The organism is Pseudomonas sp. GW821-FHT02B10 (genome assembly GCF_059421865.1).
Genome location: NZ_JBWKVU010000001.1, coordinates 207,806 through 221,232, shown reverse-complemented (window position 1 = coordinate 221,232; position 13,427 = coordinate 207,806). Strand labels below are relative to the sequence as shown.

Here is a 13,427-nt window from a genome sequence, read left to right as displayed (position 1 = left end):
GGGCGCCTGCAAGGGCCTCATCGCGGGCAAGCCTCGCTCCTACGGAAGCAAGCGTATTGCTCCTGTGTAGGAGCGAGGCTTGCCCGCGATAGCTTTCTCAAGGCCACAAAAAAGCCCGCCGTCGATCACTCGACGGCGGGCTTTTTTGTGGCCGCTAAGGCTTAGATCGCGCCACGCTTGCGCAGCAGTTCCAGCACTTGCTTGACGCCCTCTTCCAGCGACACGGACTGGGTGTCGATCACCAGATCGGCATCCAGCGGCACGTCGTACGGGAAGGACTCGCCCGGGATGTTATCCCCGCCCGCAGCGTACAAGCCCTGCGGATCACGCTCGGCGCAAGCCGCCGGCGAGGCCTGGACGTAGACCGTCAGCAGACGTTCCTTGCCGATCAGGTCCCTGACCTGTTCACGACCTTCCGCACTCGGCGCAACGAACGCCGCCAGGGTCAGCAGGCCGGCTTCGTTGAACTGGCGCGCCACGTGCGCGGCACGCCGCCAGTTCTCGGTACGCCCGGCGCGATCCTGGGGCAGGCCCTTGTTCAGGTCGTGACGCAGGTTCTGGCCGTCGAGGACGAATACCGCGCGGCCCAGGTCGAACAGCTTGCGCTCGACCGCGTAGGCCAGGGTGCTCTTGCCGGCGCCGGACAGGCCGCTGAACAGCACGGTGGCCGGTTGCTGGCCGAAGCGCTGGGCACGCTCCTCGGTGGCGACATGGGCCAGCTTGCCATGGTGCGTGCTGCTGCCATGCACCACAGGCTGGGCGACGATCATGCCGGCGCCGACAGTGCCGTTGGTCAAGCGGTCGATGACGATGAAGGCACCGGTGGTGCGGTTGCTGTCGTAACCGTCGAGGGCAATCGGCGCGTCGAGGGCGATCTTGACCTTGCCGATCTCGTTCAGTTGCAGGGCGCTGGCCGGACCTTCTTCAAGGGTGTTCACGTCGACCCTGTTGACGATGCTGGCAATGGAACCCGGCACGTAGCTGGTGGCGCGCTTGATGTCGTATTTCTTGCCCGGCAGCATCGGCTCTTCGGCCATCCAGACCAGCATGGCTTCGAAGCTGTCGGTCACCGGCGGTACGTTGTCGGCATGCACCAGCAGGTCGCCACGGGAGATGTCGATCTCGTCTTCCATGGTCAGGGTCACGGCCTGGCCCGGGCCGGCATGCTCCAGCTCGCCTTCGAAGGTGACGATGGATTTCACCCGGCTGCTCTTGCCCGACGGCAGCACCACAACTTCGTCGCCCTTGTGCACGATGCCGCTGGCCAGGGTCCCGGCGAAACCACGGAAGTTCAGGTTCGGACGGTTCACGTACTGCACCGGGAAGCGCAGGTCGCTGAAGTTGCGGTCGCCCGCCACTTCCACGGTCTCGAGGATTTCCATCAGCGACTGGCCGGTGTACCACGGCGAGCGCTCGGACTTGTTCACCACGTTGTCGCCCTTGAGGGCCGACATCGGCACGAAGTGCAGGCTGGTGGGCTTCATCTTCAGGCCTTCGGCGAACTTCAGGTAGTCGGCCTTGATCGACTCGAACACGCCCTGGTCGAAGTCCTTGAGGTCCATCTTGTTGATGGCCACGACTATGTGCTTGATGCCCAGCAGGGAGGCGATGAAGCTGTGGCGACGGGTCTGGGTCTGCACACCGTAGCGGGCATCCACCAGGATGATCGCCAGGTCACAGGTGGAAGCACCGGTGGCCATGTTGCGGGTGTACTGCTCATGGCCGGGGGTGTCGGCGATGATGAATTTGCGCTTGGCGGTGGAGAAGTAGCGGTAGGCGACATCGATGGTGATGCCCTGCTCGCGCTCGGCCTGCAGGCCGTCGACCAGCAATGCCAGGTCGATATCGTCGCCGGTGGTGCCGACTTTTTTCGAGTCGCGGGTAATGGCTTCCAGATGGTCTTCGTAGATCATCTTCGAATCGTGCAGCAGGCGCCCGATCAGGGTGCTCTTGCCGTCGTCGACGTTACCGCAGGTCAAGAAGCGCAGCAGTTCTTTGCGTTCGTGCTGGGCCAGGTAGGCGAGGATGTCCTCGCTGATCAATTCGGATTGATGCGACATGTTAGACCCTACTTAGAAATAGCCCTGACGTTTCTTGTCTTCCATGGAACCGGCGCCATCGTGATCGATGACCCGGCCCTGGCGCTCGGAAGTTCGCGTCAGGAGCATTTCCTGAATGATGTCCGTCAGGCTTTCGGCCTCGGACTCCACCGCGCCCGTCAACGGGTAGCAGCCAAGGGTACGGAAACGCACCTTCTTCTTGACGATGCGGGCCTTCTCCTCGTCGGAGAGGTGCTCGAGGATGCGCTCGTCGTCGATCATGATCAGGGTGCCGTTCTTCTCGATCACTTCGCGCTCGGCGGCGAAGTACAGCGGCACGATCGGGATGCCTTCCAGATAGATGTATTGCCAGATGTCCAGCTCGGTCCAGTTCGACAGCGGGAAGACGCGGATCGACTCGCCCTTGTTGACCTTGCCGTTGTAGACGTTCCACAGCTCGGGGCGCTGGTTCTTCGGGTCCCAGCGATGCTTGCTGTCGCGGAACGAGTACACACGCTCCTTGGCCCGGGACTTCTCTTCGTCGCGCCGGGCACCGCCGAACGCCGCATCAAAACCGTACTTGTCCAGCGCCTGCTTGAGGCCCTCGGTTTTCATGATGTCGGTGTGCTTGGCACTGCCGTGGGTGAAGGGGTTGATGCCCTGCGCAACGCCTTCCGGGTTGACGTGGGTGATCAGTTCCAGGCCCAGCTCTTCGACCATGCGATCGCGGAACTTGTACATCTCCTGGAATTTCCACTGGGTGTCGACGTGCATCACCGGAAACGGCAGCTTGCCCGGGAAGAACGCCTTGCGCGCCAGGTGCAGCATCACGGCGGAGTCTTTACCGATGGAGTACAGCATCACCGGGTTGTCGAACTCGGCGGCCACCTCGCGGATGATGTGGATGCTTTCCGCCTCCAGCTGTTTCAGATGCGTCAGTTTGTCGACCATGGCTACTCACGAAAGCTTTCTTATGGACGGCCTGCGGGCCGTGTTCGAGCGGGGCATGCTAGCACAGCGACCTCTTCTAATCAGGACGCCAGCTAGATCGAAACGGTATATGAATATACCCGCCTGTTTGCTGTGTTTACGCCTCTCTGTAGCCGCTGCCGCAGGCTGCGATCGACTGCGCAGCAGCGGCTACAGGACAAGGCTTTATATAGGGTTCGGGCAGTCGATGAACAAGTGTTCGAGGGCGAAGCGGCGGGCCAGGTAATCCCCTAGCGCCTGCACGCCGTAACGCTCGGTGGCGTGATGGCCGGCGGCGATGAAACTGATGTCGTTTTCCCGGGCGCTGTGGAAGGTCTGCTCCGAGGCCTCACCGCTCAGGTACAGATCGACCCCGGCCAGCACCGCCTGGTCGATGTAGCCCTGGCCACCACCGGTGCACCAGCCGACACGCCGGATCATCTTGCTGCCTTCGACCACCAGCGGCTCGCGCCCCATCACCTCCTGGACCTTGCGCGCGAAGTCCCGCGTGGTCATGGGCTCGGCAAGGGAGCCGACCAGCCCGACGATCTTCAGGTTGTCCGGGTCCAGCGGACCTTCCACGGTGATATCCAGTTGCCGCGCCAGCTGCACGTTGTTGCCGACGTCCGGGTGCAGGTCCAGCGGCAGGTGATAGGCCAGCAGGCTGATATCGTGCTTGAGCAGGGTTTTCAGCCGGCGCTGCTTCATGCCGGTGATGCAGGGGTTCTCGCCTTTCCAGAAATAGCCGTGATGCACCAGCACCAGATCGGCATTGGCCTCCACCGCGGCATCGAGCAACGCCTGGCTGGCCGTGACGCCGCTGACGATGCGCAGCACCTGTGGCCGGCCTTCGACCTGCAGGCCATTGGGGCAGTAATCGGCGATTCGCGAACTGCCCAGGTAGCGGTCCGCTTCCTCTACCAGAGTGCTCAGGGCAACGGCCATAAAAGACTCCTAAATATCCCGTTCAGAGGCGCGCGCGGCCTCGTATAATGCGCGACATTATGGGCCGTCCCGGGCGGCCTGCAACCTCTCAGGACTTGCTCAATGCTCAAGGCTCTGCGTTTTTTTGGCTGGCCACTGTTGGCCGGCGTGCTTATCGCGTTGCTGATAATTCAGCGCTACCCGCAATGGGTCGGCCTGCCCAGCCTGGACGTCAACCTACAGCAAGCCCCACAAACCAAGGCGCTTCGACAAGGCCCGGTGTCCTATGCCGATGCCGTGGCGATCGCCGCGCCGGCGGTGGTCAACCTGTACACCACCAAGGTCATCAACAAACCGGCGCACCCGTTGTTCGAGGACCCGCAGTTCCGCCGCTTCTTCGGCGACAACCTGCCCAAGCAGCAGCGCATGGAATCGAGCCTGGGTTCCGGGGTGATCATGAGTCCCGAAGGTTATCTGCTGACCAACAACCACGTGACCTCCGGTGCCGAACAGATTGTGGTGGCGCTCAAGGACGGTCGTGAAACCCTGGCCCATGTGATCGGCAGCGATCCGGAAACCGACCTGGCGGTCCTCAAGATCGACCTGAAGAACCTGCCTTCGATCACCGTCGGGCGCTCCGACAGCATCCGCATCGGCGACGTGACCCTGGCCATCGGCAACCCGTTCGGGGTCGGCCAGACCGTGACCATGGGCATCATCAGCGCCACCGGGCGCAATCAGCTGGGCCTGAACAACTACGAGGACTTCATCCAGACCGACGCGGCGATCAACCCGGGCAACTCCGGCGGCGCGCTGGTGGATGCCAACGGCAACCTGACCGGGATCAACACGGCGATCTTCTCCAAGTCCGGCGGTTCCCAGGGTATCGGCTTCGCCATCCCGATCAAGCTGGCCATGGAGGTGATGAAGTCGATCATCGAGCACGGCCAGGTGATTCGTGGCTGGCTGGGTATCGAGGTGCAGCCGCTGACCCAGGAACTGGCCGAATCATTCGGCTTGTCCGGGCGCCCGGGCATCGTGGTGGCGGGGATATTCCGCGACGGTCCGGCGCAAAAGGCCGGCATGCAGTTGGGTGACGTGATTCTCAGCATCGATGGCGAACCGGCCGGCGATGGCCGTCGCTCGATGAACCAAGTGGCGCGGATCAAACCCAGCGACAAGGTCAGCATCCAGGTAATGCGCAACGGCAAGGAGCTCAAGCTCACCGCCGAAATCGGCCTGCGCCCGCCACCGGCGCCGGTCAAGGAAAAAGAGTAAAAGCATCGCGAGCCAGCTCGCTCCAACAGGAGAGAGCTGGCTGGCGATAGGGCTTACAGCTCGCCCAGGCCGTCGATCAGGGCCTGGTTCTGCTCCGGCGTGCCGATACTGATCCGCAGGAACTGGGCAATCCGCTCCTGCTTGAAGTGCCGGACAATCACCCCCTGCTCCCGCAGCTTGGCCGCCAGGCCCGCCGCATCGTGTTGTGGATGACGGGCAAAGATGAAGTTGGCCGCCGACGGCAGCACTTCAAAGCCCTTGGCGCGCAACTGCGCCACCACCTGCTCGCGGCTGTCGATCACCAGCTGGCAGGTCTTGGCGAAGTACTCGCGATCGTCGAACGCCGCCGCGGCGCCAACGATCGCCAGGCGATCCAGCGGGTAGGAGTTGAAGCTGTTCTTGATCCGCTCCAGCGCCTCGATCAGGTCCGGGTGCCCCACCGCCAGGCCGACCCGCAGGCCAGCCAGCGAACGGGACTTGGACAGGGTCTGGGTCACCAGCAGGTTCGGATAGCGATCCACCAGGCTGATGGTGGTTTCACCGCCGAAGTCGATGTAGGCCTCGTCCACCACCACGACCGAGTCCGGGCTGGCCTTGAGGATCTGCTCGACGGCCTCCAGGGCCAGCAGGCAACCGGTCGGCGCGTTCGGGTTGGGGAAGATGATCCCGCCGTTCGGCCTGGCGTAATCGGCTGGGCGGATCTGGAACTGCTCATCCAGCGGCACCGCCTCGAAGTCGATGCCGTACAGGCCGCAATACACCGGATAGAAGCTGTAGCTGATGTCCGGGAACAGCAGCGGCCGGTCGTGCTGCAGCAAGCCGTGGAAGATGTGCGCCAGCACTTCGTCGGAACCGTTGCCGAGGAACACCTGGTGGCTCTGTACCCCGTAATAGCGGGCCACCGCCTGCTTGAGCAGGTCGCTGTTGGGGTCCGGGTACAAGCGCAGGTTGTCGTTCAGTTCGCCCTGCATCGCGGCCAGCGCCTTGGGCGACGGACCGTAAGGGTTTTCGTTGGTGTTGAGCTTGACCAGTTTGGTCAGCTTCGGCTGTTCGCCCGGCACGTAGGGCACCAAGTCCTTGACGAACGGACTCCAGAATTTACTCATGCTTATTGCCCCTGTTCCTGGTCAGCGATGATCCGGTATTCCGCACTGCGGGCGTGGGCGCTCAGCGACTCGCCACGGGCCAGCACCGAGGCGGTCTTGCCCAGTTCGGAAGCGCCCTGCTCCGAGCAGAAAATGATCGACGAACGTTTCTGGAAGTCATACACCCCCAGCGGCGAGGAGAACCGCGCCGTGCCGGAAGTCGGCAACACATGGTTCGGGCCCGCGCAGTAGTCGCCCAGGGCCTCGGAAGTGTGACGGCCCATGAAGATCGCGCCAGCGTGGCGGATCTGCGGCAGCCAGGCCTGGGGATCGGCGACGGACAGTTCGAGGTGCTCCGGAGCGATGCGGTTGGCCACGTCGATGGCCTGCTGCATATCGCGCACCTGGATCAGCGCGCCACGGCCGTTGATCGAGGTATTGATGATTTGCGCGCGCTCCATGGTCGGCAGCAGCTTGGCGATGCTGGCGGCGACCTGGTCGAGGAACGCGGCGTCCGGGCTGACCAGGATCGCCTGGGCGTCTTCGTCGTGCTCGGCCTGGGAAAACAGGTCCATGGCGATCCAGTCCGGATCGGTCTGGCCGTCGCACACCACCAGGATCTCCGAAGGGCCGGCGATCATGTCGATACCCACCTGGCCGAACACGTGACGCTTGGCGGTGGCCACATAGATGTTGCCCGGGCCGACCACCTTGTCCACCTGCGGCACGCTCTCGGTACCGTAGGCCAGGGCGGCAACGGCCTGGGCGCCACCGATGGTGAACACCCGGTCGACGCCGGCGATGCAGGCCGCGGCCAGCACCAGTTCGTTGACCTCGCCGCGCGGGGTCGGCACCACCATCACCACCTCGGTGACGCCCGCCACTTTGGCCGGGATGGCATTCATCAACACCGAGGAGGGATAAGACGCCTTGCCACCCGGCACATACAGGCCGGCGCGGTCCAGCGGCGTGACCTTCTGGCCCAGCACCGTGCCGTCGGCCTCGGTGTAGCTCCAGGAGTCCTGCTTCTGTTTTTCGTGGTAGCTGCGCACCCGCGCCGCGGCTTTTTCCAGGGCTTCGCGCTGGGCCAGGGTGATCCGGGTCAGGGCCAGTTCCAGGCGCTCGCGCGGCAGGATCAGGTCGGCCATGGATGCCACTTGCAGGCCGTCGAAACGCTGGGTGAATTCCACCAGCGCCGCGTCGCCGCGCTCGCGCACCGCCTTGATGATGTCCAGCACCCGCTGATTGACCGAGTCGTCAGACACACTTTCCCAGCTCAGCAGATGATCCAGATGATGCGCGAAATCCGGGTCAGCAGCGTTGAGTCGGCGAATTGCAGTGGGAGCGGTCATAGCGAGGGCCTCATTGAATGGCTAATGCTCAGGCACCCTAAGCTACCAGTCCATTCGCGCGGGCACCTGAGAAAATTGGCTATGACACGGATAGACGGGCGCGGCTCGCGCCGCGCGAGTGAATCAACCGCGGTGTCGCGACTCCACTGCTTTGCGCAGGGTATCGATCAGTGCCTGGATGCGGGCGTGCTGCATTTTCATGGAGGCCTTGTTGACCACCAGACGGGAACTGATCATGGAAATCAGCTCCTGGGGCTCCAGGCCGTTGGCCCGCAGGGTGTTGCCGGTGTCGACCACGTCGATGATCTTGTCCGCCAGGCCGATCAGCGGCGCCAGTTCCATCGAGCCGTACAGCTTGATGATGTCGACCTGACGACCCTGCTCGGCGTAGTAACGCTTGGCAACGTTGACGAACTTGGTGGCGACACGCAGTCGGCCCTTGGGCTCGACCGCGCCGATGGCACCGGCGGTCATCAGCTTGCACTGGGCGATCTGCAGGTCCAGCGGCTCGTACAGGCCCTGGCCGCCGTATTCCATCAGCACATCTTTGCCGGCAACGCCGAGGTCGGCGGCACCATGTTCGACATAGGTCGGCACGTCGGTGGCGCGCACGATCAGCAAGCGCACGTCGGCCTGGGTCGTGGGGATGATCAGCTTGCGGCTCTTGTCCGGATTCTCGGTGGGCACGATGCCGGCTTCAGCCAGAAGCGGCAAGGTGTCATCAAGGATGCGGCCCTTGGACAGTGCGATGGTCAACATGGGAAACGTAAGTCCTTATCAGGATACTCATGCCCGGTCGCAAATGGCGCCAGACACGCATCGAGCCTGAACACAGGCTCGACTTGGAACGAAACCTTGGGGCACGTCCCTGTGCCCATCACGCAAACTAGCCCGGTACGCGGCGGATCTTGGCGCCGAGCATCTGCAGCTTCTCTTCGATGCACTCGTAACCACGGTCGATGTGGTAGATGCGATCGATCAGGGTGTCGCCTTCGGCCATCAGGGCCGAGATCACCAGGCTGGCCGAAGCCCGCAGGTCGGTGGCCATGACAGGGGCGCCCTTGAGGATTTCGGTACCGGTGACAATGGCAGTGTTGCCTTCGACCTGGATCTTCGCGCCCATGCGGTGCAGTTCGTAAACGTGCATGAAGCGGTTTTCGAAGATAGTCTCGATCACCGCGCCAGTGCCTTCGGCAATGGCGTTGAGGGAAATGAACTGGGCCTGCATGTCGGTCGGGAACGCCGGGTACGGCGCGGTACGCACGTTGACCGCCTTCGGACGCTTGCCGTGCATATTCAGCTCGATCCAGTCCTCGCCGGTGGTGACTTCGGCGCCGGATTCCTTGAGTTTTTCCAGGACGGCCTCGAGGATGGTCGGATCGGTGTCCTTGACCTTCACGCGGCCACCGGTCACGGCAGCGGCGACCAGGTAGGTCCCGGTCTCGATACGGTCCGGCATGACCTTGTAGGTCGCCGAGTGCAGGCGCTCGACACCGTCGATGGTGATGGTGTCGGTACCGGCGCCGGAAACCTTGGCGCCCATGGCGTTGAGGAAGTTTGCCAGGTCGACCACTTCCGGTTCGCGGGCGGCGTTCTGCAGCACGCTGCGCCCCTTGGCCAGGGCCGCTGCCATCATAATGTTCTCGGTACCGGTCACACTCACGGTATCAAAGAAGAAGTGCGCGCCGCGCAGGCCGCCTTCAGGCGCCTTGGCCTTGATGTAGCCGCCTTCGACGTCGATCACCGCGCCCATGGCTTCCAGGCCGCGGATGTGCAGGTCGACCGGACGCGAACCGATGGCGCAACCGCCAGGCAGCGCGACTTCGGCTTCGCCGAAACGGGCAACCATCGGGCCCAGCACCAGGATCGAGGCACGCATGGTCTTGACCAGCTCATACGGCGCAACCAGGGTCTTGATGGTGCGTGGGTCGATTTCGACGCTGAGTTTCTCGTCGATCACAGGCTCAATGCCCATGCGACCGAACAGCTCGATCATGGTGGTGATGTCGTGCAGGTGCGGCAGGTTGGCGACCGTGACCGGGCCATCGCACAGCAGGGTTGCAGCCAGAATCGGCAGGGCAGAGTTCTTTGCCCCGGAAATGCGGATTTCGCCATCAAGACGAACGCCGCCGGTAATAATCAATTTATCCATAAGAATCTCGACGCCCTTGGGCTCAGGTGCGCTCGGCCCAAGCCGCGCTGCTGAAAAATTTCATAGTGACCGCATGGATGCTGCCATCGGCGATCCACGGGTTCAAATGGGCATAGATGCTCTGCTGACGCTTGACCGGACTCAAGGCCACCAGTTCGTCACTGATCACGTTCAGCTGAAAGTTGCAGCCTTCGCCCTCAACTTCTACCTGAACGGATGAAAGAGTCTCGGACAGCTTTCCTTCAAGGAAGCTCTTCACTTCGTTGGCCTGCATGCTCAACCTCAATCGGCGCCCTGTGCGCGCGGGTCGGACATCATACAAAAAAGCCCCGCGCCTGCGAACCCCGCATAGCAGGACTCTGACGGGGGGCTTGCTTGTCGATGGGTTACTAAGGCTGCGCCAGCAGCTCGGTCAAACCGGAAACCTCGGCGATTTCGCGCATGTCTTCAGGTAACGCACGGATGCTGACGGCCTTGCCGGCTGCCGCGGCATCACGCATGAAGGCCAGCAGCAACGACAAGCCGACGCTGCTGGACTTCTCCACCGCCGAACAGTCGAGCACCAGCGCCGCCGCAGTGCTGGAGGCGATCAGGGTCTGCCCCTGCTTGCGCAGGCCCGGGCCGGAACGATAGTCCAGCACACCGCTGATCAGCAGTTCGCCGGCTTCACCCAGACGGACGGCCGACTCACTCATTTCACGACCTTCTCTGGAGAGTTTTCGGTCGATTCCTTGGCCTTGGCCACTTCGCCAGCCCAGTTGTTGATGGTCTTGTCCAGATCATTGCCGTTGCGCTGCATGGCATCGGCGAACTGATCGCGGAACAGCTTGCCGATATTGATGCCGTTGATGATCACGTTGCGCAGCTTCCACTCACCGCTGATCTTCTCCAGCGTGTACGACACAGGATAGATCGCACCGTTGCTGCCCTTGACCGTCATGCCGACGCTGGTACGGTCACCCGACTCGTCCCTGGCAGGGTCAACGACGATGCCCTGGTTGTTGTACTCCAGCAAGGCGTTGCCATAGAACTGGAACAGGCCCTTCTTGAAGTTCTCTTCAAAGGTGCGCATCTGTTCCGGCGTGGCTTTACGCGAGTACTTGACCGTCATGATGCTCTTGGAAATGCCTTCGGCATCCACGACCGGCCCCACGATGCTGTTCAGCGCCGCATAAAAGTCCTGCGGGTCCTGCTTGTACTTTTCTTTGTTGGCGGCCAGGTCGGCCAGCAGACGGTTGGTGGTGTCCTGTACCAGATCATGCGCGGAAGGCGCCGCCACGGCGTGAGCCATCAACGGCAACGCCGCCAGTAATACCAACAGGCTACGTCGCAAGGTAGAGATCATGAAAAAATCCTCATTTGGCGTCTTTGCTAACGGTATTGAGCAGGAATTTACCGATCAGGTCCTCAAGCACCAGTGAAGACTGGGTGTCATGGATGGTCCCGCCATCCTTGAGCAACGTGTCTTCGCCGCCGACGCTGATACCAATGTATTTCTCGCCGAGCAACCCAGCGGTCAGGATAGATGCAGTGGAGTCGGTCGGCAGGTTATCGACGCGTTTTTCCAACTGCAGCGTGACCCGACCGGTGAAACTGTCGCGGTCCAGATCGATAGCCGTGACCTTGCCGATGGTCACACCGGCCATGGTCACTTTAGCTCTGACCGTCAAACCGGCGATATTGTCGAAATATGCGTAAAGTTTATAAGTATCGGTGCTCGAGGTCGGGGACAAGCCACTGACCCGCAAGGCAAGCAACAGCAAAGCCAGGATGCCAGCCAGCAGGAAAAGGCCGACACCGATTTCCAGGGTGCGGTTTTGCATCAGAAATCTCCAAACATCAAGGCGGTCAGAATAAAGTCCAGGCCGAGTACGGCCAACGAGGCGTACACAACGGTCTTGGTAGTGGCACGACTGATCCCCTCTGAAGTGGGCTCGCAGTCATAGCCTTGGAATACGGCGATCCAGGTCACGACAAAGGCGAAAACGATGCTCTTGATGATGCCATTGAGCACGTCATCGCTGAACGTCACGCTGTTTTGCATGTTCGACCAGTAGGAACCTTCATAGACTCCCAGCCAGTCGACGGCCACCCACGAACCGCCCCAGATGCCCACCACGCTGAAAATGATCGCCAGCAACGGCAGGGAAATGAAACCGGCCCACAGCCGTGGCGCGATAATGTATTTGAGCGGGTCGACACCGATCATCTCCAGGCTGGAGAGCTGCTCGGTGGCTTTCATGTTGCCGATTTCCGCGGTCAGCGCCGAGCCGGCCCGGCCGGCGAAGAGCAATGCCGTGACCACCGGCCCCAACTCACGCAACAAGGTCAGGGCCACCATCTGCCCCACCGCTTGCTCCGAACCGTAGCTGGACAGGATATTGAAGCCCTGCAGCGCCAGTACCATGCCGATGAATATCCCGGAGACCACGATGATCACCAGGGACATCACGCCCACCGAATGCAGCTGCTTGACCAACAGGCCGAAGCCGCCGCCGATACTGCCGCGGCCGAACAACACATGAAACAGCATCAGGCTCGAACGCCCGAGCACCGCGAGAACGTCGATGCCCGAGTGGCCGAACAGACGAATTCGCTCCAATAAAGATACTTTGCGCATCAGCGCTTCCCCAGAAGATCTGCGCGGTAGTCCGGCGCTGGAAAGTGAAAGGGTACCGGACCGTCGGGGTCGCCTTTCATGAACTGGCGGATCCGCGGGTTATCGGAATCCATCAGCTCGTCGGGCGTGCCCTGCCCCAGCACCTGGCCATCGCCCACCACATAGATGTAGTCGGCGATGCTCGCGGTTTCCGCCAGGTCATGGGAAACCACGATGCTGGTGATACCCAGCGCGTCATTGAGCAGACGGATCAGGCGCACCAGCACGCCCATGGCAATGGGGTCCTGGCCTACGAACGGCTCGTCGTACATGAGGATCTGCGGGTCCAGGGCGATGGCCCGGGCCAGGGCCACGCGACGCTTCATGCCACCGGACAGCTCGTCGGGCATCAGGTCGATGGCACCGCGCAACCCGACCGCCTGCAACTTGAGCAGGACGATATCGCGGATCATTTCATCCGGTAGCTGGGTATGAACACGCAGCGGAAAGGCAACGTTCTCGAACACATCGAGATCGGTGAACAGCGCGCCGCTCTGGAACAGCACGCCCATCTGCTTGCGGGCGTCGAACAGATCGCCGCGCGACAATTTGGGCAGGTTCTGGCCATTGACCCAGACTTCACCGCTGCTGGGACGCAATTGCGCGCCCATCAACCGCAGGAGCGTGGTCTTGCCGCAACCGGAAGGCCCCATGATGCCGGTGACCTTGCCCCGCGGAATACGGATATCGACATTATTGAAGATGCTGCGCGCACCGCGCTTGAAGGACAGTCCCTTCAGCTCGACCGCGTAGGCGTTATCGGCACTCATCTAAACTCCTTGCGATGCAGCCTCTCACTCGGACGCTTGGCTCCCTGCCGGGAGTACATGCACCCAGGGCAGGCCGAACTGGCGGCGAACTATATCACTGCTGATACGGAGCCCCCAAGGCCGAAGCCATCCGCATTCAGGATCACGACAGCCTAAAACAGGCTTTACAGGACAATTCCTACCTATAGAAGGACAAAGG

General features: G+C 62.0%; 14 protein-coding genes. 1 reads left to right on the top strand and 13 read right to left on the bottom strand.

Going from position 1 to position 13,427, the window contains the following annotated elements; all coding sequences use genetic code 11:
- Positions 1-161: 161 nt before the first annotated feature.
- From cysN to AC07VU_RS00965, 3 genes are all read right to left on the bottom strand, one after another.
- Positions 162-2,060 (bottom strand): sulfate adenylyltransferase subunit CysN, encoded by a 1,899-nt coding sequence (gene cysN / locus AC07VU_RS00975; protein WP_274305555.1) that lies wholly within the window; start codon positions 2,058-2,060, stop codon positions 162-164.
- 12 nt (positions 2,061-2,072) lie between these two features.
- Positions 2,073-2,990: a sulfate adenylyltransferase subunit CysD gene (cysD, locus tag AC07VU_RS00970; protein WP_007929849.1), complete on the bottom strand. Its 918-nt coding sequence runs from the start codon at positions 2,988-2,990 to the stop codon at positions 2,073-2,075.
- 204 nt (positions 2,991-3,194) lie between these two features.
- Positions 3,195-3,953, bottom strand: a complete 759-nt coding sequence (locus tag AC07VU_RS00965) for a Nif3-like dinuclear metal center hexameric protein (RefSeq protein WP_277587877.1) — start codon at positions 3,951-3,953, stop codon at positions 3,195-3,197.
- Between the two features lie 102 nt (positions 3,954-4,055).
- On the opposite strand from AC07VU_RS00965, the gene algW reads away from it, so the two are divergent.
- Positions 4,056-5,210, top strand: a complete 1,155-nt coding sequence (algW, locus tag AC07VU_RS00960; RefSeq protein ID WP_025806436.1) for a Do family serine endopeptidase AlgW — start codon at positions 4,056-4,058, stop codon at positions 5,208-5,210.
- 53 nt (positions 5,211-5,263) lie between these two features.
- Here algW and hisC read toward each other — a convergent pair whose 3' ends face one another.
- From hisC to AC07VU_RS00910, 10 genes are all read right to left on the bottom strand, one after another.
- Positions 5,264-6,316: a histidinol-phosphate transaminase gene (gene hisC / locus AC07VU_RS00955; RefSeq protein ID WP_495029416.1), complete on the bottom strand. Its 1,053-nt coding sequence runs from the start codon at positions 6,314-6,316 to the stop codon at positions 5,264-5,266.
- A 2-nt stretch (positions 6,317-6,318) separates the two neighbouring features.
- A complete protein-coding gene (hisD, locus tag AC07VU_RS00950; protein ID WP_007929857.1) occupies positions 6,319-7,647 on the bottom strand; it encodes a histidinol dehydrogenase in 1,329 nt (442 codons plus the stop codon).
- 123 nt (positions 7,648-7,770) lie between these two features.
- Positions 7,771-8,406, bottom strand: a complete 636-nt coding sequence (gene hisG, locus AC07VU_RS00945) for an ATP phosphoribosyltransferase (RefSeq protein WP_007929858.1) — start codon at positions 8,404-8,406, stop codon at positions 7,771-7,773.
- A 127-nt stretch (positions 8,407-8,533) separates the two neighbouring features.
- Positions 8,534-9,799, bottom strand: a complete 1,266-nt coding sequence (gene murA / locus AC07VU_RS00940; protein WP_007929859.1) for a UDP-N-acetylglucosamine 1-carboxyvinyltransferase — start codon at positions 9,797-9,799, stop codon at positions 8,534-8,536.
- A 22-nt stretch (positions 9,800-9,821) separates the two neighbouring features.
- Complete coding sequence (locus tag AC07VU_RS00935) at positions 9,822-10,073, bottom strand: BolA family protein (protein ID WP_007929860.1); 252 nt, start codon at positions 10,071-10,073, stop codon at positions 9,822-9,824.
- Between the two features lie 115 nt (positions 10,074-10,188).
- On the bottom strand, positions 10,189-10,494 hold the full coding sequence (locus AC07VU_RS00930; protein WP_274305553.1) for an STAS domain-containing protein: 306 nt from the start codon (positions 10,492-10,494) through the stop codon (positions 10,189-10,191).
- Positions 10,491-11,144: an MlaC/ttg2D family ABC transporter substrate-binding protein gene (locus AC07VU_RS00925; RefSeq protein ID WP_009042198.1), complete on the bottom strand. Its 654-nt coding sequence runs from the start codon at positions 11,142-11,144 to the stop codon at positions 10,491-10,493. Before AC07VU_RS00925 ends, AC07VU_RS00930 begins: the two co-directional genes overlap by 4 nt.
- A 10-nt stretch (positions 11,145-11,154) precedes the next feature.
- Complete coding sequence (gene mlaD / locus AC07VU_RS00920; RefSeq protein ID WP_007929863.1) at positions 11,155-11,622, bottom strand: outer membrane lipid asymmetry maintenance protein MlaD; 468 nt, start codon at positions 11,620-11,622, stop codon at positions 11,155-11,157.
- Entirely contained in the window at positions 11,622-12,419 is a 798-nt protein-coding gene (gene mlaE / locus AC07VU_RS00915; RefSeq protein WP_007929864.1) for a lipid asymmetry maintenance ABC transporter permease subunit MlaE, read from the bottom strand. The genes mlaD and mlaE overlap by 1 nt, the downstream gene beginning before the upstream one ends.
- A complete protein-coding gene (locus AC07VU_RS00910; protein ID WP_009042197.1) occupies positions 12,419-13,228 on the bottom strand; it encodes an ATP-binding cassette domain-containing protein in 810 nt (269 codons plus the stop codon). The genes mlaE and AC07VU_RS00910 overlap by 1 nt, the downstream gene beginning before the upstream one ends.
- Positions 13,229-13,427: the final 199 nt, after the last annotated feature.